The organism is Nostoc sp. WHI (genome assembly GCF_015714725.1).
GTDB lineage: Bacteria > Cyanobacteriota > Cyanobacteriia > Cyanobacteriales > Nostocaceae > Nostoc.
In genome coordinates, this window is the sequence record NZ_WBKM01000145.1 from 89,018 (window position 1) to 111,512 (window position 22,495).

At 42.6% G+C, this 22,495-nt stretch carries 18 protein-coding genes; 11 read left to right on the plus strand and 7 right to left on the minus strand.

Annotated features, from left to right (window positions below):
- Positions 1-30: 30 nt before the first annotated feature.
- Positions 31-972 carry an RNA-guided endonuclease InsQ/TnpB family protein gene (locus tag F8S12_RS14910; protein ID WP_230967973.1) on the plus strand — a complete coding sequence of 314 codons (942 nt, stop codon included), beginning with the start codon at positions 31-33 and terminating at the stop codon, positions 970-972.
- 38 nt (positions 973-1,010) lie between these two features.
- Here F8S12_RS14910 and F8S12_RS14915 read toward each other — a convergent pair whose 3' ends face one another.
- Positions 1,011-1,694, minus strand: coding sequence for a response regulator transcription factor (locus tag F8S12_RS14915; protein WP_196516583.1), 684 nt, complete (start codon positions 1,692-1,694; stop codon positions 1,011-1,013).
- Positions 1,695-2,189: 495 nt separating this feature from the next.
- Between F8S12_RS14915 and smpB the strand changes: the two genes are divergently transcribed.
- Together smpB and F8S12_RS14925 are read left to right on the plus strand one after the other, a co-directional pair.
- Complete coding sequence (gene smpB / locus F8S12_RS14920; RefSeq protein ID WP_196516584.1) at positions 2,190-2,657, plus strand: SsrA-binding protein SmpB; 468 nt, start codon at positions 2,190-2,192, stop codon at positions 2,655-2,657.
- Between the two features lie 183 nt (positions 2,658-2,840).
- Positions 2,841-3,128: a WGxxGxxG family protein gene (locus F8S12_RS14925; RefSeq protein ID WP_196516585.1), complete on the plus strand. Its 288-nt coding sequence runs from the start codon at positions 2,841-2,843 to the stop codon at positions 3,126-3,128.
- A 76-nt stretch (positions 3,129-3,204) separates the two neighbouring features.
- Here F8S12_RS14925 and F8S12_RS14930 read toward each other — a convergent pair whose 3' ends face one another.
- Together F8S12_RS14930 and F8S12_RS14935 are read right to left on the minus strand one after the other, a co-directional pair.
- Positions 3,205-4,623: an IctB family putative bicarbonate transporter gene (locus F8S12_RS14930; protein ID WP_196516586.1), complete on the minus strand. Its 1,419-nt coding sequence runs from the start codon at positions 4,621-4,623 to the stop codon at positions 3,205-3,207.
- A gap of 252 nt (positions 4,624-4,875) precedes the next feature.
- Positions 4,876-6,423, minus strand: a complete 1,548-nt coding sequence (locus F8S12_RS14935) for a GAF domain-containing sensor histidine kinase (RefSeq protein WP_196516597.1) — start codon at positions 6,421-6,423, stop codon at positions 4,876-4,878.
- 657 nt (positions 6,424-7,080) lie between these two features.
- Between F8S12_RS14935 and F8S12_RS14940 the strand changes: the two genes are divergently transcribed.
- From F8S12_RS14940 to F8S12_RS14965, 5 genes are all read left to right on the plus strand, one after another.
- Positions 7,081-8,265, plus strand: coding sequence for a DegT/DnrJ/EryC1/StrS family aminotransferase (locus tag F8S12_RS14940; protein WP_196516598.1), 1,185 nt, complete (start codon positions 7,081-7,083; stop codon positions 8,263-8,265).
- A 72-nt stretch (positions 8,266-8,337) separates the two neighbouring features.
- The gene (gene crtB, locus F8S12_RS14945; protein WP_196516587.1) at positions 8,338-9,231 is read left to right on the plus strand and encodes a cyanoexosortase B; all 894 of its coding nucleotides are present in this window, start codon (positions 8,338-8,340) and stop codon (positions 9,229-9,231) included.
- Positions 9,232-9,674: 443 nt separating this feature from the next.
- Positions 9,675-10,397, plus strand: coding sequence for a cyanoexosortase B system-associated protein (locus tag F8S12_RS14955; RefSeq protein WP_196516589.1), 723 nt, complete (start codon positions 9,675-9,677; stop codon positions 10,395-10,397).
- A gap of 231 nt (positions 10,398-10,628) precedes the next feature.
- On the plus strand, positions 10,629-11,984 hold the full coding sequence (locus tag F8S12_RS14960; RefSeq protein ID WP_196516590.1) for a polysaccharide biosynthesis/export family protein: 1,356 nt from the start codon (positions 10,629-10,631) through the stop codon (positions 11,982-11,984).
- Positions 11,985-12,394: 410 nt separating this feature from the next.
- Positions 12,395-14,569 carry a GumC family protein gene (locus F8S12_RS14965; RefSeq protein WP_196516591.1) on the plus strand — a complete coding sequence of 725 codons (2,175 nt, stop codon included), beginning with the start codon at positions 12,395-12,397 and terminating at the stop codon, positions 14,567-14,569.
- A gap of 43 nt (positions 14,570-14,612) precedes the next feature.
- Here F8S12_RS14965 and F8S12_RS14970 read toward each other — a convergent pair whose 3' ends face one another.
- The 3 genes from F8S12_RS14970 to F8S12_RS14980 all read right to left on the minus strand — a co-directional run bounded on the left by F8S12_RS14970 (position 14,613) and on the right by F8S12_RS14980 (position 17,430).
- Complete coding sequence (locus F8S12_RS14970) at positions 14,613-15,284, minus strand: rhomboid family intramembrane serine protease (RefSeq protein ID WP_196516599.1); 672 nt, start codon at positions 15,282-15,284, stop codon at positions 14,613-14,615.
- A gap of 341 nt (positions 15,285-15,625) precedes the next feature.
- Positions 15,626-16,414, minus strand: a complete 789-nt coding sequence (gene map / locus F8S12_RS14975) for a type I methionyl aminopeptidase (protein ID WP_196516592.1) — start codon at positions 16,412-16,414, stop codon at positions 15,626-15,628.
- Positions 16,414-17,430 carry a Gfo/Idh/MocA family protein gene (locus tag F8S12_RS14980; RefSeq protein ID WP_196516600.1) on the minus strand — a complete coding sequence of 339 codons (1,017 nt, stop codon included), beginning with the start codon at positions 17,428-17,430 and terminating at the stop codon, positions 16,414-16,416. Before F8S12_RS14980 ends, map begins: the two co-directional genes overlap by 1 nt.
- 183 nt (positions 17,431-17,613) lie before the next feature.
- Between F8S12_RS14980 and F8S12_RS14985 the strand changes: the two genes are divergently transcribed.
- Entirely contained in the window at positions 17,614-18,804 is a 1,191-nt protein-coding gene (locus F8S12_RS14985) for an RNA-guided endonuclease InsQ/TnpB family protein (RefSeq protein WP_196516593.1), read from the plus strand.
- A 487-nt stretch (positions 18,805-19,291) separates the two neighbouring features.
- A complete protein-coding gene (locus tag F8S12_RS14990) occupies positions 19,292-19,591 on the plus strand; it encodes a ferredoxin (protein WP_196516594.1) in 300 nt (99 codons plus the stop codon).
- A gap of 788 nt (positions 19,592-20,379) precedes the next feature.
- On the opposite strand, the gene F8S12_RS14995 is transcribed toward F8S12_RS14990, so the two are convergent.
- Positions 20,380-22,047, minus strand: a complete 1,668-nt coding sequence (locus F8S12_RS14995) for a SpoIID/LytB domain-containing protein (protein ID WP_196515948.1) — start codon at positions 22,045-22,047, stop codon at positions 20,380-20,382.
- 115 nt (positions 22,048-22,162) lie between these two features.
- On the opposite strand from F8S12_RS14995, the gene F8S12_RS15000 reads away from it, so the two are divergent.
- On the plus strand, positions 22,163-22,426 hold the full coding sequence (locus tag F8S12_RS15000) for a ParB N-terminal domain-containing protein (RefSeq protein WP_196515949.1): 264 nt from the start codon (positions 22,163-22,165) through the stop codon (positions 22,424-22,426).
- The last annotated feature ends 69 nt before the right edge of the window (positions 22,427-22,495 follow it).

Sequence of the window (22,495 nt, forward strand, 5' to 3'; positions counted from 1 at the left end):
TTTGTTAGGAGTTAGGATTTACCTATTATCTTGTTAACTTCTCACTCCTCACCGCAGGCGGAGCGTCTCCGGCATGGTGGTAATGCTGAATTTACTAAAGCTGCTTTCAGGTGGAAAGATGGCAAAGTATTTTTAGCCAAATGCGCTCAACCTTTAGATATACGATGGAGCCGACAACTTCCTGAAAGTGCAGAGCCATCAACAGTTCAGGTATTCCTCTCGCCCTCTGGACGGTGGACTGTTTCAATGCTGGTGGATGTTGCAATCGAGGCATTGCCTAAGTCGGGTAATCAAATTGGTTTGGATTTGGGCATTACCAGCTTGATTGCTTTGAGCAATGGTGAAAAAATTGCTAATCCTCAAGCGTTTAAGACTAAACGCCGTAAATTGCGGAAAGCTACTATTGCTCTTAGCCGCAAGAAAAAAGGATCTAACAATCGCCACAAGGCAAGACTGAAAGTAGCTATTGTTCATGCAGAAATTAGTGATGCTCGTAATGATTTTCTTCACAAATTGACAACCCGACTGGTTCGAGAAAACCAATTGATTGCAGTCGAAGATTTGTCTGTGAAGAATATGGTCAAAAACAAAAAACTCGCTCTTTCAATTAGTGATAGCGCAGCGTTAGCGAGTCTTCGAGCGTCTGCTAGCTGGGGTGAACTGCTTAGACAGCTTAAATACAAGTGCGATTGGTATGGTCGTAACTTTGTGTCTGTTGACCGATGGTTTCCCAGTTCAAAACGCTGTGGAAGTTGTGGTCACATTGTTGAAAAACTGCCTCTGAATATCAGAGAGTGGAATTGCCCCAACTGTGGGACACACCACGACAGAGACATCAACGCTAGTAAGAATATTTTGGCTGCGGGACTCGCAGTTTCAGTCTGTGGAGCGAACATAAGACCTGATAGGCATGAGTCTAAAGGGCAGTTGCGAAAAACCAGCAATGGAAAGAAACAGAAACCTAAGTCGTGAGTCTTAGGAATCCCCGACCGTTTACGGCGGGGAGGATGTCAATCCACTAGACCATGCTTAATCGCAAAACGCACTAATTCCGCTCGGTTGTTGGTTGAGGTTTTTCTCAATAAACTGCTAACGTACTTTTCCACTGTTCGAGGACTCAGGTGTAGCTGATGACCCATTTCTGCATTAGAAAGACCATGAGTCAATAACTCTAGGACTTCCTGTTCTCTATCAGTGAGGGATGAATGCAAGTGGGATTTGTGAATTTGAGTGGACAGAGAATTATGGGTGTCTACCGTTTTTGTCGAGGCGGAAATGCCCAAATTATCTTTATGAGAAAAGCGGTACTCTGATTGAATAATTTGCGATCGCTCCAAAAGATTGCGGATTGCTGCTGCTAACTCTTCCAGTTCAAAAGGCTTAGGCAAGTATAAATCGCACCCTGACTGGTAGCCCAGAATTCTTTCTTGCGTCTTAGTGCGTGCTGTTAATAAAATTACAGGTAATAGACGAAACACTGGTCGTTGACGCACTCGACGCACCAATTCATAGCCATTCATCCGTGGCATGACGATATCCGTGACAATTAAATCAGGATGATGCTGATCCACCATAACCAAAGCCTCTTGACCGTCATTAGCCGTGATCATCGAGTAGCCAGACAGTTCAAGATAGTCGCTAACAGACAGACGAGTGCCCAAATCATCATCCACTACAAGGATCGTCAAGGGCATGGACAATACACCCCTAGTATTTTTTACTTAGAAATTTGCTTCTACGTGCTCCATCAATGAACACAGGCAAGAATAGTGTTCCTATGTTTCATACTATGACAGGATGAGCAGCTAATAACTGCCTCAAGGCTTATTTATAAAGAAAATCTTAAATATTTAGGACAGGTTAACGAAGTGTAACTCACCTTTGACTCCCTCTGCTTGGGAGGCATAGAGAGCTTTGTAATTTGTAACAACTCATCAATAAGAACAAGCACTATTGAGCGTCGGAAGCCTCCGCTCAGAATTCTCTCTTTGTGATAATTCCCTAGCCTATCACTAATGATTATTAGTGTCAGGTAACTTAAAGTTGCCAGAAAAGTTTTAATTACGAACTTAGAAAAGCTAAATTAGTGATATATGGTTCAGCATTGATAGCGGTTCTAAGATACACCCTATAATTTACAAGCTAATCCAAATAGTTTTTTAGGTACATTTAAAGCACACAAATTATCAATGAGCGACAAGAACGAAGGTTACAAAGTTATTAGCGACAACCGTCAAGCCCGTTATTTGTATGAAATTCTGGAAACTTATGAAGCTGGAATTGAATTAACAGGAACCGAGGTGAAGTCAATTCGTGCAGGTAAAGTCAATCTCCAAGATGGCTATGCTTTGCTTCGTAATGGTGAAGCATGGTTGATCAATGTGCATATCTCGCCTTATACCGCTAGTGGACAATATTTTAATCATGAACCACGCCGTACACGCAAGCTGCTGTTGCATCGCCAAGAACTCCGCAAGCTAATTGGCAAAGTCGAACAGCAGGGTTTAACTTTAATCCCCTTGAAAATGTATCTCAAACGAGGCTGGGTAAAAGTGAGTATAGCCCTTGGCAAAGGTAAAAAGCTCTACGATAAGCGAGAAGACCTGAAACGACGCCAAGACCAACGTGACATTCAACGGGCGATGAAAAACTATTGAGGTGAGGGTTAGTGTCACCAAACTACCACACTAGGGTGAGAAATGGATTGCTGTAAAAAGCATATTTTATATCCACAGCGTGAGTTGTGAAAATGCCTAGTTTATGGCCATAGATTGATTTTGCTAACGTCGGGACTCGATATAGTGGTGAGTAACTTCGGAATGTTATAAGGAACTTTCACAATGAAACGTAATTTCACCGCAGCTGTTGGCGCTGGCATTCTCACCTTGAGTATGGGAATTTTGCCTTTAACTCTATCCGCACAAGCTCAGACGACTACTACTACTGACCCTGGAGTAAATACTACTCCAACGACAACCATTAACGACGATCGCAACGACTTTGATTGGGGTTGGCTGGGATTAGTTGGTTTATTGGGTTTAGCTGGTTTAGCTGGGAGAAAGCGTGACGACGAACCAGCTCGTTACCGCGACCCCAATGCTACTGGGGCTACTACATACAAAGATTAAACAATTCAAAATTTACTCATTCAAAAATTATTGGTTGTCAGTTGTCACTAGTGAAACAACTGACGACTTCTTGGTATTAGTTTACTGCTCGTTCTGAGTTAATCGAATTTGTCTGTTTTGGAGCTAAAGGTGTCCAGTAGCTGGCAATTAAGGCAACCATAAGCCACCAGAGAGTATTAACTTCGGGACGATACCAAACAGTATCGACAGTGCCATGAGCTATCATACCCAGCAAAGTAGCGATCGCTCCAATTAGCCAAAATCCTTCTAGACTTCTGGATTGTCGTAATCGTCGCACTTCCAGGAATGCCGTATTAAATGTTACAATTAGTAGCCAAATAAAGAAGGCTAAACCAACAAAACCAGTTTCTACAACCACCTCTAAAAAAATCGAATAGGCACTCAAAGCAGTGTAACGAGGACGTTGGTAGAGGGGATAAATTTGATTAAAAGAGTTGTGACCAGGGCCAATGCCGAAAATCGGGCGATCGCGAATCATCTCAAAGACAGCATCCCACACATTTCGGCGAAAATTATTACTGCTATCTTTGCGATCAGCAAAAATACTGAACACGCGCAGCCGGACTGGCTCTACAAATATCACCGCTAGCACCAATACCCCAATCAAGCCTCCTAAAACAATCGGCAGTAACCAAGTACGCCAAAAAGGAGGCATTTCCACGCTTTTCCAATAAACTAGCAATGCCATCACTGCTAAAACTGCTACCACTAGTCCAATCCAGCCACCACGACTAAAAGTCAAAACCAGGCAAGCAGTATTGACAATCAGCATCGTTAATGCTAAAGCTTTTTTGAGCCAAGTTTGCCATGCAAAAATTGCCACTAAGCTAAAAATTACTGCTGGTAGGAGGTATCCAGCCAACAAGTTAGGATTGCCTAAATAACTGTAGACTCTTGTAGTTTTAGATAAAGGAGATTGTGGGTCAACCCAAGTTGCGAGCGCCGTGGCTCCAAAAAACCATTGCCGTAACCCATACACGCTGACAATTAACGATACGTGCAGGTAAAGGATGATAATCCAAGACCGGAGGCGAGGCGACCTCAGTACCCTGGCACAAAGGGCAAATAGTAGCAAATACAAAGTCAACGTTGCCAAGTCGTTGAGTGCCGCCTTTTTCACTGGTGATAATGCTGTTGCTACTGCGGCAATTCCCCAGTAGAGCAATACCAGTAGGTGAATGGGAGTGACTGACGAGATATTTGTTAGGGCTGGTTCATCAGATAAAGTCAACAGCAGCCAAAATCCTACACAAGCCACCAGCAACAAACCCACTAACGTACTTGAAGCAAAAGGTGCAAGGGCATATACTAAGCTCAGTAAAGCAGATGCGATCGCATCTCCCCACTGGATCAAGATGCTAGTTTGGCGCCAAGAACTTAACAGCCCCACCAGAGAGCGGTGTACGTAACTGGTAGCAAGATATTCTTTGAGCGGTAAATATGATAAAGTAAACCGTTGCCAGACTAAATTCATAAAAAACATTGCGAGCAATTAGCCTGCCGACGCAGAACTTGGAATTGATCATAATGCGTATGACGAGAAAAAGGTAATAATCTAGATTGCTTTCTTAGTGATGGTGCTGTTATTCATAGCTATCAGCCACTACCTTTAAGCCAAAAGTACTTCAGATTCAAGACAGCCCTTCATATACTGAGTACACAACAAAGCATGAATTTATCTTTCCCTATCACCTCTAACCTGTAACTTTTCCCCTATTGACTGTCATCAGACATCGCTATTTCCTTGTGTAGGAGTCATCAGTTGCAGTGGCAAAGAAAGCACATAACGATATCCTGGTTCTGGTGAACCTTGAATCAAAATTTGTCCCCCATGCAATTCTGCCAGTTGACAACTTAGCAATAGACCTAAGCTTTCACGAGAAAGACTTCCAGGTGATTTTACTAAATTTATACCTGAACTAGCAGCAAAGAATTTTGAGTGGGAATCACTCAAGTTTTTTGAATCTTCCACTGCTACTGATGAAGTAGCTGATTGTTCTTGGCTTCCTGTAAGAGTATTGTAAGTTGCTACTTCACCTGTTAGCTCCAACAGCGACAAAGAATTGAGACGGAAGTAGGGATCAACCTCAGTTATACCGTCCCCAAGCCACGGATGGGAAACCCAAATAGTAATGTTGAGCGTATCTTCCTTGTAAGAGACATGAATGCGAACAATGCTACCTGTGGCCGAAAGTTGAACCACACTGAAAACTAGATGATACAGAATTTGCCGCACCTTGTCTTTATCTAAAGTCCAAATGCGATTGCGTCCTGGTTCTATAGACAGGCGAATATCTTGTTCGCGGCGATTAGCTACTTCTTCTAAGGTATTGATAGCTTGTTGACACAGCATTTCAATATCCACTGGAGCTAGATTCAGCACAGTTGAGTTTTCATCCATAACTCCTAGTTCGGTAATTTCGTTTACTAGGGAAAGCAAGTACCGACCACTGTGTTGGATAATTTCCAAATATTCTCTTTGCTTAGTCGTCAACGGCCCATAAATCTCACGTCCTAAAACACTAGCCATACCGAGTACAGATGTTAAGGGCGTGCGTAACTCCTGAGTTAGCTGACCCAAAAGTTCCAGTTTCAGTTGCTTGGTAGAAATAGAGTCGCTATCTTTAGTAGCAGTGGGTGGGGTGATTCTATTCTCAGCGTTACGCTCATCATTGAGTGAAAATATCGGAGTGCTTGATTCAAGTCTCCCTTGCAGGAGTCGGTTACGCTCAAATTCACTCATGCTCCAACGAGCTATGATTTGTAAAAACTCAATGTCTCGGGTTGTAAAATTGCGTGGCGCTAAATCCATCACCGCCAATGCACCCAAGCAATGTCCCTCAGCATCAATTAATGGCGCTCCCAAGTAAGCACGAATGCCATAATCCTGTACCAATTTGCTGCTAGCAAGTACTGGATCTGTAAGTTTATGTGTATCATTAATTACGAATATTTGAAAGCTCTCTACTACCTGGGTGCAAAAGGATTCGCGGCGTAAAAGTTGGCGGTTTTGTGCCAAATTATTCATGAGTCCCAGCCTAGATAAGCCCACCGCCGACTTGAACCAATGGCGTTCTTGATCTACAAATCCCAATATGGAAATTGGTGCTTCCAAAAAATGGGCAGCAGTCTGTGTGGCTTCTTCAAAAACCGGAATCGTTTCTGATTGCCGCAAACCTAAATCTGACAAAGCTTTCAGGCGTTGTTGTTCTCTTGTCTCGTGAGAAGTCCAACCATCCTTTAGGGCAAATAATTTGTTTTCAGGCTCTACCATTGCCACTGCTACCTTAATAATTTCTTGATACTGCAATTGATACAAGCCCTATTTCTAGGTTATCAATTCCTATTTTTAAGCATTCCCTAATTTTGCCTCTGACAAACAAGTTTGGGACAAAAGTTTTTTACACCTTCAATTAAGTCGGCAATGCGGTATCTACTAGTTAGTAGTGACTGGTGCTGGATATTCTTTATTTAGAACTGGTGTAGCCTTTATTGCTTGAAATTTTGCAATCAAACTGCGTTAGATTTTGATTCAGCCAGGGTAAGCTAACGCTAAGGGTAATAATACAAAACGGCACATTGCGCGGAGCTTCTTTCCCCGTAGGAGTACGAGCATAATTACAAATTTTGCGTAGCGGTACTAGATAGTTTATCTAATTTTCTATCCGATAGATTAAACCTCTTGCAATTTTATGCCGAAAATTGTGCAGACTTTTCTATTTTTTGCCATGATAGGAAAACATTGTAGTTAGGGATAACAGCACCAAATTACGTGAAAAATCCCCAAATTAATCATTGTTTATGACAAAATTAGTATTTTTTTCATAAATATAATCAACCTAAACTTTACTGTTAAAGCAAAAATAGATTAAATTTTGTAAAGCAGAATTTTTTGATATTTAAGTTTTGAGGACAATTGGTAATGAATAAAATGACTATTAAAGTTCCTTTTGTAGACCTGAAGTTACAACACGAACCAATTCAAATGGAGCTGCAACATGCAATCCAATCTGTATTGGAACAGGGAGATTTTATTTTAGGGCAAGCACTCTCAGATTTTGAAGCAGCATTTGCGGCAGTGTGTGGGACAGAATATGGAGTTGGTGTTGCATCAGGAACAGATGCGATCGCTCTCGGATTACAAGCGTGTAATATTGGGGCTGGCGATGAAGTTATTTTACCAACAAACACTTTTGTAGCAACGTTGATTGGGGTGCTACGTTCTGGCGCTAAACCTGTTTTGGTAGATTGCGATCGCCAAACAGCTTTAATTGACTTAGAGGCAGCAGCAAAGGCAATTACGCCTCATACCAAAGCAATTATTCCTGTACATCTTTATGGTCAGATGGTATCACCACGCGATCTATTGAAATTTGCCGATACCTACAAAATCCTAATTTTTGAAGATGCAGCACAAGCACACCTCGCTCAAAGAGATGGATATTACGCTGGTTCAGTAGGAATAGCAGCAGCTTTTAGTTTTTATCCCAGCAAAAATTTGGGAGCCTTTGGAGATGGGGGAATGCTGCTGACACGAGATTTAGATGTAGCTCAGAAAATGATGCGCTTGCGAAATTATGGTGCATCGCAAAAGTATTTTCATACTGAATCAGGTACGAATAGCCGTTTGGATACTTTGCAAGCGGCTGTCTTGCACCAAAAGCTACCATATTTAACCAAGTGGAATCGCGATCGCCTGAGTATTGCTCAAGAGTATGATAACGAACTAGCACCCTTAGCATCTGCTGGGATATTTCCTCTAGAAAACCAAAGTGGTACAGGACACGTTTATCATCTTTATGTCATCAGAGTTGATGATTCTTGCCCTATAGAACGTCAACAGATCCAGGAACACCTAACAGCAGTGGGAATTCAAACTGGCATTCATTACCCAATTCCTTGTCATCTCCAGCCAGCATTCACTAACTTAGGCTATCAGCCTGGAGATTTCCCTCAAGCAGAGAAGTTGTCAAAGCAAATATTATCATTACCGATGTATCCTGGTTTGAACAGTAGCCAAATCAAAGAAGTTGTAGCAGCGATCGCTCATGCAGTCTCAACAATTTCTCAGGCAAATGAACCCTTACCTACTGACCTTGGCAGCGTGGTAGTCTGAAGTTAATTCAATGACAGAAACATCTCACCCTCTAGGACTTAATTACTGACAGTTTTTAAATTACTTAAAATCATGGCACTCCAGCAACAAGTTAAAAACAGAAACGCCTCAGGCTTATTAAATCTAGCCATTTTGGGCGTTTTGCTACTGCTTTATAGTCCTATATTGTTACACTGGTTAAATGGTTGGCTGCATAAAAATATCAGTACAGAACACGAATATTTCAGCCACGGGATTATTGGTATACCATTTGCTGCTTATATAGGCTGGATGAACCGGAAAAAATGGAACCGCTTGCCAGATACGATCCATCCTTTAGGCGCTGTTTTCTTGTCATTAGGGGCAGTATTCTATCTTAGTGGTGTTACAGAGTGGGTTAACCTTTCCTTACCCGTTATTCTGGCAGGATTGTGCCTGTGGTATAAGGGAATGTCGGGTTTGCGATCGCAAGGATTTCCCCTGCTACTAGTATTTCTGGCAACCCCAACCGCAGTACCCTACCTTATTGCTCCCTATACCTTGCCCCTTCAAAGCTTCATCGCTGGTACGGCAGGCTTTATACTCAATCAATTTGGTATGGAAGTAATTGTAGATGAGATAAATCTCTACGTGGGAGGACGGATTGTGGAAGTCGCCCCCTATTGTGCAGGGCTGAAAATGCTGTTTACTACTCTCTACGTCGGCTTGATGCTGCTTTATTGGACAGGCTCTTTGTCTTCACGCCGCACAACTATGTCCTTTTTATCTATTGCTGTGATAATTAGTATTATTGCAAATATCATTCGTAATACTTTACTGACTTTCTTTCACGGCACAGGTCAAGAAGCAGCTTTTATATGGCTGCATGAGGGTTGGGGCGGTGATCTTTACTCTGCTTGTATGCTGGTGTCATTAGTGCCCTTACTGAATTGGATTAATAGCTATTTCTCAGCATCTCTAGAAACTCAGCAAGAAGGAGAAAGTTAGAATCACTGGGCATTGGGCAAAAACAGTTCCGTTAGCGGATAGCTATGGTTTAGCCCGTTCCGAGTTCCGAGTTCTGAGTAAAGAAGTGAGATTCCCAACTCGCTACTCAGCACTCGGCACTCAGCACTCCTAAAGGGCATTGAGATTTTCCCATCCCTCTCATCTCCCACCCTGCGGGAAGCTAAAGCTACATCTCCCCCAGTCTTTTTTTGAATTTTGACAGGACTTACGCAAATAATAGCCGAAACCGTGATTTTCAGGTAGGGGCAATTCATGAATTGCCCCTACAGCGTGTCATTTTGCGTAAGTCCTATTTGAATTTTGAATTGATTTCTGCCCATTCCCTTAATTTTTTGTCGCTGATGCGTAAGTCATAAATATTACTGAACTCATGGTGTGATTTTATAAAGTAAAATTTTGCCTAAGTATTACAATTTTTACTGATGATTTCCTTCTCTAAGTTTTTCAAGGAAAACCAATTGAGTCAGGTAGCAGCACTTTTGTTATTGCTATTGCTGTTGGCGATGGGAGGAATTCCCGGATATCTGACAGGACAGTGGCAATGGAAACAGCCGCCACCTGTTACTACCCTCAACGAATTAAGGCAAATCCGCAAAACTGGTTTAACCCTTCCTGGTTGGCAAACTAGTGAACAAGCAGAACAGCAAATTGGCGAACATAAATGGTCTTTGCAGGTAATTAAAAAAGAAGGTTCCCAATCCCAGGCAATCCTGCTTTTACTGCCGCAAAATGGGCCTATGGATCAACCACAGGTAGAGTGGACAGACGTTAACGGCTGGGGAAGGTCACGTTGGGGAAAGTGGGATGTAGCTCAATATCGCTCTGCTGAATTTACTGTGAAACCGCCCGCAAATTTAACTTCTAATGTCAAAAATAAAGTAGAAGCTAGGTTCTTTCGCGCCTCCACACCACAGCAAACCTTTGCTGTTTTGCAATGGTACGCTATGCCAGACGGCGGAAATCCATCACCTTTAAACTGGTTTTTGGCAGATCAATCAGCACAATGGCGTAAGCAACGCACTCCTTGGGTGGGCGTGAGTATTTTGATTCCAATGGAACCTTTGGGGCAGGTAGAAACATCTTGGTCTTTAGCCCAGTCTATCGGAGAAACAGTGCAAGCTGCATTAATGGCAGGCCCTTTGTAGAGTCTGTTACAGATACATTTTTGCAGAATTCATCAGAAGTATCTCTCCAATAACAGTCAAGCTGAAATTAAGTTATAAAGATGTTAAAAACATGAAATTTTAAATTAAAATTGGCAAAATTTTTCTCCTTTTTTTTGGTAAATACTTGCAGAAAAAAGACACATTGAGAACATTTTTAGAGTAAGATAACCAATCGGCGCGACTAATTCTTATGTCAATTTCCCTGCACTGATGTTCATAGATACCAGTTCTTATATGCGTGCATTCAGCGCCCTGTGTTTTGTCAGTCTTCAAATAGGAGTTTTCTTAACAACACCTATTCAACTTGTCGTTGCCCAGCCTTTTCCAGGACAATCACCAGGACAACCCCCTTCGCCTGTGCCAGGTACTGAGGTTGTACCTCCAGATGCAAATGACGAAATTTCCCCCCAACTCAGCCGCTACCTCTTGGGACCAGGAGACACAATTGGCGTTGTGCTTCAGCGTCCTCCTGGCCCATACCGCTTAGGAATAGGAGATGGAATTAGTGTTGCGGTTCAGCGCTTTCCAGATTTAAGCTTTCAAGCTGTAATTAATCCAGAAGGTAACATTGTGGTGCCTCTACTGGGAACAGTGTCATTACAAGGTTTAACTTTGGAGGAAGCTCAAGAAAAAATTCGCTTGGGTTTAAATCGTTATGTCGTTGATCCAGTAATAGTTTTAGGACTAGCAGGGCAGCGTCCAGACTTGAGTTTTCAAGCTGTAATTAGTCCAGAAGGCAACATTGTAGTGCCGCAAGTGGGAACAGTGTCATTACAAGGTTTAACTTTAGAAGAAGCTCAAGAAAAAATTCGCTTGGGTTTAAGTCGCGTTTTACCAGATCCGATCGTGGTAGTATCTTTGGCAGGGACGCGGCCAGTTCAAGTTACCATTAGCGGAGAAATATTTCGACCAGGAATTTATCCGATTAATTCATCAACACCCCGCGTTGCTGATGCCTTGCTAATATCTGGTGGTTCAACATTGAATGCAGACCTGCGACAAGTGCAAGTACGCCGGAAGTTAATCGATGGTTCCGTGATTTCGCAAACTATTGATTTATATGCAGCACTGCAAAATGGCGGTTCAATACCTAATTTACGCTTACAAGACGGAGATGCGATACTCGTCCCCCGTCGTGAAGTTGGTAATGAGGACAGTTATGACCGCAATTTGGTAGCACGTTCATCCTTGGCCACACCACAGATTAGAGTCCGGGTTTTGAACTATGCTGCTGGAGGTATTTCCATTCAAGCACTGCCTAACGGCAGTACATTTGTCGATGCTTTGGGAGGAGTAAATCTCGATACTGCTAACCTTCGGGACATCGCTCTGGTTCGCTTTGATCCGGAACAAGGTAAAGCTGTTACCCAAAAACTTGATGCTAAAAAAGCTTTAGGAGGCGATGCGTCCCAAAACGTATCACTTCAAGATAATGATGTTCTTGTTGTCGGTCGGAACCTCATCGGTAGAATTACTAATTTCTTGACTACCATTACCCAACCTTTCTTCAATGTTCAATCCTTTCTGCGGTTTTTTGACAACTTCGGTGGCGGTAATTCAAATTAGTGATTAGAAAAGAAGGATACAATCTGGAAATAGTTTGGAGTGGAGGCAGCCACTTCTTCAACTTCTATTTGAATTAATTAATGGAAAAATATTAAAGATATCAACCGAGATATAGCCGTTCTCACTCGCATGAAGTACACAAAAACCTTTATCTAGCAAGAGATTTACTCGTAAGAGTGTACCTCACCAAGATAGAAAACGCTATATACAGTAGGAAGTTGATAGCGTCCTTGTATCAAAGCCACTATCTTTAGTTTGGTGCTTCCTGATTTTGAATTTTGTTAGCGCAGCGTAAAGCCTTCTCTGCGAGACGCTAGGCGAACGGCATGGCTTCTCTACGAGAGGCTGCGCCAACGCTTAGAGCGAGTCTGCAAGCGTCATTTTGAATTTTGAATTGGAGCGAAGTGACCATGACCCCACCAATTGTTAAGCGCTATCTTATTGCTTTTGATAAGTACAAGTGGATTGGATTAGCTAGTTTTGCTTTAGTTGTAGTAGGGTCAACAGTCGTAGCTGTGCAACCAGAACCACCTACTAGCTATATAGCATCTGGCGCACTTACCTATAGTGGGCCACCAGTTTCTTTTTCTGCAACTGGTAGTGAAATCCAACAGCAAGGAAAGGAACTAAATGCGGAAGTTTTACTATCAAATCAGATAATTGCGGCAGTGGCAGAAAAAGTGAATGTCAAACCGAAACAGCTCGGTAGCAGTGTCGTCCTTTCTCTACCTAAAAAAAACCCCAGGAGTGGAGAATTAGAATCTAGTATCTTGGAATTGAAATATGTAGATAGTGACGCCAAACGAGCTACAGAGGTCTTGGCAGAGCTGATGCAAGCAATGATCAAGTTGAGCAGTGATATCAATACTGGGCGACTACAAGCAATTATTCAAAAAATTAACGATCGCACACCACAAGCGAAACGAGAACTGCAAGTTGCTGAGAAGAAGCTGGAACAGTACGATCGCATAGAGCGAACAGCAATATTAGCAGCAGAGAATGGCAGTTTGCTAAGTGCCATTACTTCCAGCCAAAATCTCCAACGGCAAATTCAATTAACTATTTCTGGAGTTAATGGTCAAGTTCGCAGTTTAGAAAATAAGTTAGGGTTAACAGTTGGACAAGCTTATATTTCTTCTGCTTTGAGTGCCGATCCAATTATTGGTAACTTGCGAGCGCAAATTTATCAAAGCGAGTCACAAATCGCCGTACTCAGAAAAGATTTGCGACCTGAACACCCAACGATGGTTCAGTTGGGGCGTCAGAAACAAGCTGCTGAGGAATTGCTGCAACAACGTGCATCTGAGGTTCTAGACGGTGCTGGTGTGGCAGCTCCGCTCCAGGGTAACATTGCAGGTATTCGTACCCAAAGCAGCTTAGATCCAGCACGGCAGCAATTGGCAAACCAAATGGTGTCTTTGCAAACCCAAGGGGAAACGCTGCAACAACAACTAGCCCAAGAAATTCAACAAGAAGCGCGACTCCGACGAGAGTATTCTTTGATACCCAATAAGCAATTAGAGCGATCGCGTTTAGAACAGGAGGTTGGACTCAAAAAAGCCATTTATGACCAAATGCAGGTGAAGCTAACCGATGCTAAAACCGCAGAGGCAGAAACCACCAGCAGCCTCAGCATTGCCAGACGCCCCACAGTAGTTGTCGATGTCAAACCTCCTAAGAGTGTACCTATTACCCTTGCTGTGGGTGGTTTCTTAGGTGTGTTGATTGGTGGCGGGGTGGTGTTTTTGTTGGGAGCAATGGAAGGGACTTTCAAAACCAGGGAGGATATCCGCGAGAGTCTCAAGCAACGGGAAGTGGCACTATTGGGAGAATTGCCTTTAATGCCAGTTGATGATTTAGATAAAGATGCAGTGCCGGTGGTACTTTCCCAGGATTCTCCTTATTTAGAATTTTATGAGAAGTTCCGTAGTAATCTACGCCGGATTGGTGGTAAAAACTTAAAGGTGGTGTTGATTACTAGCACTAGCAGCCAAGAGGGTAAAACGGCAAGTGCTTATAACTTGGGTATAGCTTCGGCCCGTGCTGGTAAAAGAACCTTGATTATCGAAACCGATTTGCGATCGCCTTCCCGTTGTACGTCCTTGAAAGTAATTCCTGATCCCGACGCCACTATTGAACCCCTGCGTTATTACGCTAATTTGAGTGAATGTATTCGTTTGGTTCCCGATGTAGAAAATTTATACATTCTTCCGAGTCCTGGTCCTGTGCGGCAATCTGCTGCTATTCTTGAATCAAGCGAAATGCGGCGGCTGATGGAGGATGTCCGCGAGCGTTTTGATTTAGTCATTTTAGATACTAGTCCCCTCAGCATATCCAATGACCCTTTGTTAATTCAACCCTACACTGATGGCATGGTACTGGTGGCACGACCAAATTATACACAAGAGAACATGTTGGGTGAAGCTATTGATCAATTGGTTGAGTCTGAACTGGGACTATTGGGGGCAATTATCAATGGCGCTGATATCATCGTTGCTTTACCTGTAGAAACGTTTTCATCTGAGGTAGAACCGAGAATTGTCGAAGAATCAGAAGAAGTTGCAGCGCGTCCCAGGAAAACATAGGAGCATGGAAAATAGAGAATGAAAAAGAGGCTTAAAATGCCTATTAGTCACGTCTAAACAACCCAAATAGGGGAGCAAGAATCACCCCAAAAACAAAACCACCGATGTGTGCCCAATAGGCAACTCCACCAGTTTGCACGCTCATGTTAGCGGCTGCTTGGAGGGTAACAAGACCAGATATCACATTCTGCACAAAGAAAAGTCCAATTATGACTAGTGCTGGAATTCTGATTGTAGTGAAGAAAAAGCCCAAAAATATTAAGGTCATAACTCTAGCCTGGGGAAAGCGGATAATGTACGCACCTAAAACCCCAGAAATTGCACCACTTGCTCCCAAGGAAGGAATCTCAGAATTTATGCCAATAAACCATTGGCACAAGGCAGCTAGAGCACCACATGCTAAATAAAAAATCAGATATTTGAAATGACCCAATCGATCTTCAATATTGTTGCCAAAAACCCAGAGAAACAACATATTAGAGATTAAATGCCACCAACCACCGTGTAAGAATTGCGACGTAAATAATGTTATCCACTCTCTACTAAAATCGGTGGTTAACTCTTGAGGCACTACCGCATACTGACTTAAAAGCTGACTTAATTGTGCATTTGACAGGCTTACCTCATGAATAAAAACTAAAATATTCATGCCAATTAACCCGTAGGTGAAATACGGGGTGATTCGCGTCGGATTTTCGTCGTAGAGGGGAAACACAGGTATTTTTCCTAATTTATTGTCTAACTGCAATATAGCTTGTTAGGCTGAACGACACACCTCTACTACGCTCAATATTCTCAAACTTATATCCGCAGGAAATAATTGACGCACTGCTGTTTCCTGTTGATTCAATTAATAGCCAGAGAGGCGCAGAAATAATCAACGCCTATAGTTTGGCTTTTTTTAATAAATATCTCAAGGATTTTGATTCGTCATATCCTGAAGTTACTTTAAAATCTCGGCGTGCAATAGTTGTACCAGAACCAAGTCTTTTAATAGCTTTGGTAAAAGTTTTTACGGTTGGGTTTTTATTAAATAAAAACCGCCCTATTAACAATCTAGTAATTCTCGCCTTCAGGTAGGGTGAGAATTTCAACGCCATCTTCAGTTACAGCCAAGGTATGCTCACATTGAGCAGAAAGCTTGCGATCGCGCGTTACAGCAGTCCACTTATCACTGAGAAGCTCAACTTCATAAGTGCCTTCGTTAATCATTGGCTCGATGGTAAAAACCATCCCTGGTCTAAGGCGCTTGCCCTTACCGCGTGTGCCATAGTGGGGAACATCCGGCGCAGTATGGAAAATGTTACTAATGCCGTGTCCAACAAAATCTCGGACTACAGAAAAGCCGTGTGCTTCAGCATACTCTTGAATGGCTGCACCAATGTCGCCAATGCGGGCCCCTGGTTTAACTTCAGCAATACCTAAGCGGAGACATTCCTCTGTCACCTCCACCAGCTTTCTCGTTTTTGGGGAAGGTGTGCCGACAAAGAATGTCTTGGATGTATCGCCGTGATAACCTTCAACAATTGGGGTAACATCAATATTAATAATGTCACCTTCTTTGAGAATTTGCTTGGCATTGGGAATGCCGTGACAGATTACCTCATTTACACTAGTGCAAATCGACTTAGGATAGCCTCTGTAGCCAAGGGGGGCGCTTTTTGCTTTATGCGCTTGCGTCCAACGTTCGGCTTCATCATTGATTTCGAGAGTGCTAACCCCTGGCTTCACCAACGGTTCAAGATGCTGGAGAAGTTTGGCTGCTAAACGTCCAGCTTGACGCATTTTATCTAATTCTCGTTGGGATAAAATAACAATTAGTTCAGTTTTTTGTTCGGTTTTCATTAACTTTTATCTAAAGTATCTTTCATAAACATAGTTAACCCTGTGTGTGCAGCTCTTTGTGCAGCATCAGCAACCTTTAAGGTATACAAGCTCTCCTCTGGGGTAACGTACAAAGGAGTGCCATCAAAAAGATGGTCTAACACCATACTCGTGTCTTTAGCGAACAAACCCCGGCGAGGGCCAACCTCTATAGGTGTTGTTTCCCCTGGCTGGATAAACAATCCTGTGTCACCATCAAAAATTAAACCACCTTTTTCACCGTGAACTTCAAACTTGCGTTCTGATTGCCAAATAGTTTCGCCTTTGCCATAAATTACTTGGGCTAAAAGTCCACTGGTAAAGCACAGTTCACTAGTGCAGAAACAGGTTTGATAGTATTCGGGTTCTATTTCCCAATATCGCTGGTGACAGTTGACTGTAAATACTTTACCAAATAAATCGGTGAGGCGATGTAGGCGGGATAGTGCACCAATTAAGGGAAAACCAAAAAGCTCATGGTTATAAGTCCATTTGCGGGGTGCAGGATTCTGGGGATTGATGGTGCTGTAGCGAACATAAAACACTTCACCAATTTTGGCTAAGTTTTGCTTCAAAGCTTGATGCAAACCACCCAAAAGTTCCAGGTGTTCAACGTGCAAGAGTTTTTGTTGGGCTTTGGCTAAGGCAATTAGTTCCTCAGCTTCGACCACATCCAAAGAAAGAGGATACTCTACAATTACGTGTTTGCCGTTGGTAAGGGCTGCACTAGCGATCGCACCATGATCTCGATTCACAGTGCAGATTGCCACCAGGTCTACATCTTCGCGCTCTACTAGCTGTTGCCAAGAACTCAATGCTTCAATCTGGTACTCTTTGGCAAAGGTTTCTGTTTTTTCCGGGGTATGACCAACAATTGCTACTAGATGCGATCGCTCATCATGCAGCAATGCCTCAGCCCGAAACTTTGCCGCATACCCAGTACCTACCAAACCTACACGCACTCTTGCTTTTTCCAAAGCTGCTTCTGGATTATACATGATCCTCACTAGTTCTGTTTTTGATCCTCCCACGTTTCTAGTAGTGGGATTTTTTCTTTATAGAGAATCCAACTACTTTACCGAAAAGTTGGGTCTAAAGCCCCGTGCTTGTAGGACGGCTTTTTATTCTATTTTTAATTAATCTTATACCAAATATGGTAGTATAAGATAAGAGGTGGAAAGATGCTTGTTTTTGAGTTTAAAGCTTATGGGAAGTCAGCGCAGTTCACAGCAATAGATGATGCGATTCGGACTGCAAAGTTTATTCGTAATAGCTGTATTCGGTTATGGATGGATGTTTTAGGCACGGGTAAAAACGATTTGCAGAAATACTGTGCTGTACTTGCGGCTAACTTTCCGTTTGCTAATGAACTCAACTCAATGGCTCGACAAGCTAGTGCCGAACGAGCATGGTCGTCTATCTCTCGGTTTTATGACAACTGCAAGAAAGGTATTCCTGGTTTAAAAGGTTATCCTCAGTTCCAGAAAGATTGTCGTTCTGTCGAATACAAAACGTCAGGATGGAAGCTTGCAGATAATCGAAAATCTATCACCTTTACTGACAAAAAAGGTATCGGACGATTAAAACTCAAAGGTACTCGTGACTTGCACTTCTATCAAATTAACCAAATAAAACGGGTGAGGTTGGTAAAACGTGCCGATGGTGTATATATTCAATTTTGCATTGATGTAGACCGTTCTGAAAATATAGAACCAACTGGTAATACAGTTGGGCTGGATGTCGGTTTGAAGGAATACTACACCGACTCTGACGGCGTAGTAATTGAGAATCCTAAGTTTCTGCGTAAAGGCGAAAAAGTTCTTAAGCGTTCACATTGTCGTGTTTCCAGAAAAGTGAAAGGCTCAAAAAACAGAGGCAAGGCAAGACAGATTTTAGGAAAACGCCACCTCAAAATAAGTAGGCAACGTAAAGACCATGCTGTGAAATTAGCACGGTGCGTAGTTCAGTCTAACGACTTGATAGCCTATGAAGACTTGAGGATTAAAAACATGGTGAAAAATCATTGTTTAGCCAAGTCCATTAATGACGCATCTTGGTATCAGTTCCGTGTCTGGGTTGAGTACTTCGGTAAAGTATTTAAGCGCGTCACGGTTGCGGTTAATCCGCAATACAGTAGCCAGGAATGCTCTAGCTGCGGTGAAGTTGTTAAGAAAACTTTATCTACCAGGACACACGTATGTTTGTGCGGTTGTGTAATGGATCGTAATGAAAACGCAGCGAGAAATATCCTTAGTCGAGGATTGGGTACCGTAGGGCATACGGGAACCTTTGCACTAGATGCAAGTAACGCTTGGGGAGATGAAACCCCTACTCCAGTTGGTGAAAACCTGCTTGAGCAAGTTTTGTCATAGATCCAAGAATCCCCGTCTCTTTAGAGCGGGGAGTGTCAAAACTTCGTCCTTCCCCCTGCTCCTTACCTCTTTTTCAAGGAGGCATGAGACTTGATTTGAACCAAGTTAGAAGTACGTTCTCGTACCCCTACTCTTAAAGTTTGCTACGCACAGCATCGACCACAACAGAAGGGAACAGTAGGCAGAAAAAACCAATTGGAAGGGAATTCAAATATAAGTGGCATCAATTCCATTCACGTTTTTTTACTTAGAAGATAGTTTCTTTAATAACAGCCTCATTAAGTGGATAAATATATAAATAAAACTTATCTGGATTGAGTAACTAAATTTCATTACTAATCGCGTTAAATTTCCAGTTATATTGTTTAATTTTTCTCGTAGTATCAGAATTGAAGCAAATTTCAATCAGCCGCTAATCACATAGGGCAGCTGTAAACTTTGCTTTAGGATAACTTACACTGCCGTTTCAAAAAGAGAGGATTACTCAATGCCTACTTTTAAAGTCACCCTAATCAACGAGGCCATAGGGCTTAACACAACACTTGATGTTCCTGATGATGAATATATTCTAGATGCTGCTGAAGAAGCTGGTCTTGATCTGCCCTACTCTTGCCGCGCTGGCGCTTGCTCGACCTGTGCCGGGAAACTCGTATCAGGTACAGTTGATCAGAGTGACCAGTCATTCTTAGATGACGATCAAATAGAAGCTGGATATGTGCTAACCTGTGTCGCTTACCCAAGCTCTGACGTAACAATCGAAACTCACAAAGAAGAAGAACTCTACTAAGGGTTAGGCGCCTCAACGATAAATCTCTTGCAAGAGTTACTGATGTTGAAAAAATAGAAGCAGCGCATCTAGGGGATATAATCTCCTCATACTATCTATGTTTTTTCAAGATACTTTGACAAAAAGCCTAATTTCATAACAAAGCAGGAACATAAGATTGACTGTGTTCCTGCTTCTGCTTCATTGATATATTTATTGAGTTAATACATTAAGAGCCAAGATAAATAAATGTCCTGACTATTGAACTCTAGTATGAGAAGTCTAGGGGCTTTTATGCTTTTCTTTGTCGGCCAACAATTATATAATTAAAGCTTATCGTTATATAAGCAATTAGATTTCATTACTAATCGGGATCATTGCCCCCTCCATTGTAGGCTACCGTGTACACACAAGTCATCGAATTACCCGAAATCCTTGGAAAACCTCACCCTGTCCTGGCAGACATCCCTCTCCACAAGTCATCGAATTACCCGAAATCCTTGGAAAACCTCACCCTGTCCTGGCGGACATCCCTCTCCACAAGTCATCGAATTACCCGAAATCCTTGGAAAACCTCACCCTGTCCTGGCGGACATCCCTCTCCTTACTAAGGAGAGGGACAGGTTTTGCGTAGCATAACCAGGGTGAGGTTTTAGGAAAGACTTGTGTGTACACGGTAGGTTAAAAAGGGGGAACCGGAATCAAAGTCTCCCAATTTATCGGGAGATTTAGAGGGATCTAAAACTTTTGATACCGACAAGAGGACTTTTCAAACATCCTCTAAAGATGCAACTTGAATAGTGAATAGCTTAGAGCTTAATCTCCTCACTGAGAACTTGAATCTGAGTACCGGGATAGTAAAATTGCAGAATTTTCGGACTCGACCAACCTAATTTAGCTAAATTTTGAGCGCCAGTTTGACTCAAGCCTACTCCATGTCCTAATCCACCACCAATAAAGGCGTATCCCCACAGTTCTGATTTGCCTTTATTCAAAGGTTCTATGTAAAAAAGCGTGCTTGTAGGAGCGGCAAAGGCACTGCGAACTTCGTCTTTGTGAAGAATAAAGGTACTGTTATCCGTTTTAACTGCAAGTTCGAGGATACGTCCACTTTGGCTTCGCTTAACTACTGCCATAGCCTGAATTGTTTTAAATTTGCCATGCGGACTACTTTTCACCAGCAAAAACTTCTGCAAGTCCTTGGTAATATCCTTTAACGGGGTTTCCTTGTGCCAACGAAACATATCCCACTTGCTTTCATTAAATCCTTGTTGCCTATTAATAAACTTTTGGAAGTTCTTTTCATCTGCTAAACTCTGCTTAGACAAGTTCCAAAAATTAGTCGCAGCATCCAGTACAGGGCGGAGATAAGGACGATCTTCACCATTCCAGACATCGCTGAAAGAGGCGGTAACGCCGCCAGTAGTAGAAGAATACAGGGCATCTACTAGCTGGTCTTTATAAGTTAGTACCCTGCCTCTAGTTGAAGCGATCGCTCGGTCTGTTTTGGCAGCTGCTCCATTCAGCCCATAATAAACTTGGCAGTGAGTGTCAGCACATAACTGATAGTTATCTGCGGCAAACCTGCGTAAATTTCTCAAGGCATAAGTGCGGGCGAGAATTGCCTGGGCTTCTAGCGCTGCTGCTGGTGCATCCGTGCCTATTTCGTAAGGTACAACTCCACGCAAATAAGTTTCTAAGGGTACTTGATTAACTAGAGTGTATGTGCCATAGGCATTTGACTGCAAATTCAGTCGCCCTGCATAAAGACGAGCATTCTCTGATTTTTCGGTTTTATTCACCCGAATCAAGTTTTTATCAGTGCTGATTTCTAAACCATTCTGGCTGTAGCGCTTGCCATCCACCACCAAACTCACGCGCGGCACTTGTTTTAAAATCTTAGTATCAAGATATACTTTTTCTTGAGTAGCAGCTTGGATGTTCTGCAATAACAAGCGTCGCAGTAAAGGAGTGCTGTAAACATCCCGTTTCGCCCAAACCTGCCAGCGTTCTGGCTGGGCTATTTCTACCTTCATTCCTTGAGAACGCCATTTGTTAGCGCTGTCTTCCGCAGTTTCAAAAGTACGGTATGTGCCTAAAACTATCACTTCTTCAACTGCTGCCTGGGGTAAAGCTTGCATGAGAGTTTCCAGCTTTACAGGATTTTTAGTAACCAGGACTTGCTGCTTGTTGCCCGTTTTAAATTTTAGTTTTAAGCGATCGCCTTTTGTTGGTTCCAGTTGCAGCTTGGCTGTGGGTTGTTCGCCAAATCGCTGCACAATCCCAATTTTCAGTTCTACATCCCGGATGTCGCTCTTAGGCCCTGATGCAGCAGTCAGTCCCAAAAGGCAAAATGTTGTCAGTACAGTGTAGGAAAAACGCCAAAACGAAAATTTCATGGCTGCCTCATTCTGCCCCTTGATGCGGCGTTGGAGCTGATTTTCCAATTGCTTTTTAGTTCGGTGTTTTTGTCGCATGAATGCTCCAATGATACCATTACCAGTTTTGCTCCAAACATTAGTTGCAAAATGAAGTCATAATGACTATGATTTAGCTAGAGACACAAAACAGAAATAGTTGGATAAACTTTTTATGGTCAGAGTCCAATCGATTCCATTAAACCAAATTAAACGGCCGTTGCCCCGTGCAAACGATCCAAATAAAGTGCAAGCTTTAATGGAATCGATTGCGGAGATTGGGCAGCAAGAACCCATTGATGTCCTAGAAGTAGATGGACAATATTATGGCTTTTCTGGTTGCCATCGGTATGAAGCTTGCCAGCGTTTAGGCAAAGAAACCATTTTAGCCAGAGTCCGTAAAGCTAACCGCAGCGTTTTGAAGATGCACTTGGCATAGAGAGTGGCGAGCCGGGGGACAAGGAGAATAACCTACCTATGCCCAATGCCCAATGCCCAATGCCCAATA

Coding starts and splice junctions, on each gene's coding strand:
- map (WP_196516592.1), bottom strand. CDS start 16,414: ATGAAAACCGAACAAAAAACTGAACTAATTGTTATTTTATCCCAACGA.
- F8S12_RS15000 (WP_196515949.1), top strand. CDS start 22,163: ATGGTCAGAGTCCAATCGATTCCATTAAACCAAATTAAACGGCCGTTG.
- crtB (WP_196516587.1), top strand. CDS start 8,338: ATGGCACTCCAGCAACAAGTTAAAAACAGAAACGCCTCAGGCTTATTA.
- F8S12_RS14955 (WP_196516589.1), top strand. CDS start 9,675: ATGATTTCCTTCTCTAAGTTTTTCAAGGAAAACCAATTGAGTCAGGTA.
- F8S12_RS14960 (WP_196516590.1), top strand. CDS start 10,629: ATGTTCATAGATACCAGTTCTTATATGCGTGCATTCAGCGCCCTGTGT.
- F8S12_RS14915 (WP_196516583.1), bottom strand. CDS start 1,694: ATGCCCTTGACGATCCTTGTAGTGGATGATGATTTGGGCACTCGTCTG.
- F8S12_RS14925 (WP_196516585.1), top strand. CDS start 2,841: ATGAAACGTAATTTCACCGCAGCTGTTGGCGCTGGCATTCTCACCTTG.
- F8S12_RS14940 (WP_196516598.1), top strand. CDS start 7,081: ATGACTATTAAAGTTCCTTTTGTAGACCTGAAGTTACAACACGAACCA.
- F8S12_RS14965 (WP_196516591.1), top strand. CDS start 12,395: ATGACCCCACCAATTGTTAAGCGCTATCTTATTGCTTTTGATAAGTAC.
- F8S12_RS14995 (WP_196515948.1), bottom strand. CDS start 22,047: ATGCGACAAAAACACCGAACTAAAAAGCAATTGGAAAATCAGCTCCAA.
- F8S12_RS14935 (WP_196516597.1), bottom strand. CDS start 6,423: ATGGTAGAGCCTGAAAACAAATTATTTGCCCTAAAGGATGGTTGGACT.
- F8S12_RS14930 (WP_196516586.1), bottom strand. CDS start 4,623: ATGAATTTAGTCTGGCAACGGTTTACTTTATCATATTTACCGCTCAAA.
- smpB (WP_196516584.1), top strand. CDS start 2,190: ATGAGCGACAAGAACGAAGGTTACAAAGTTATTAGCGACAACCGTCAA.
- F8S12_RS14990 (WP_196516594.1), top strand. CDS start 19,292: ATGCCTACTTTTAAAGTCACCCTAATCAACGAGGCCATAGGGCTTAAC.
- F8S12_RS14980 (WP_196516600.1), bottom strand. CDS start 17,430: ATGTATAATCCAGAAGCAGCTTTGGAAAAAGCAAGAGTGCGTGTAGGT.
- F8S12_RS14985 (WP_196516593.1), top strand. CDS start 17,614: ATGCTTGTTTTTGAGTTTAAAGCTTATGGGAAGTCAGCGCAGTTCACA.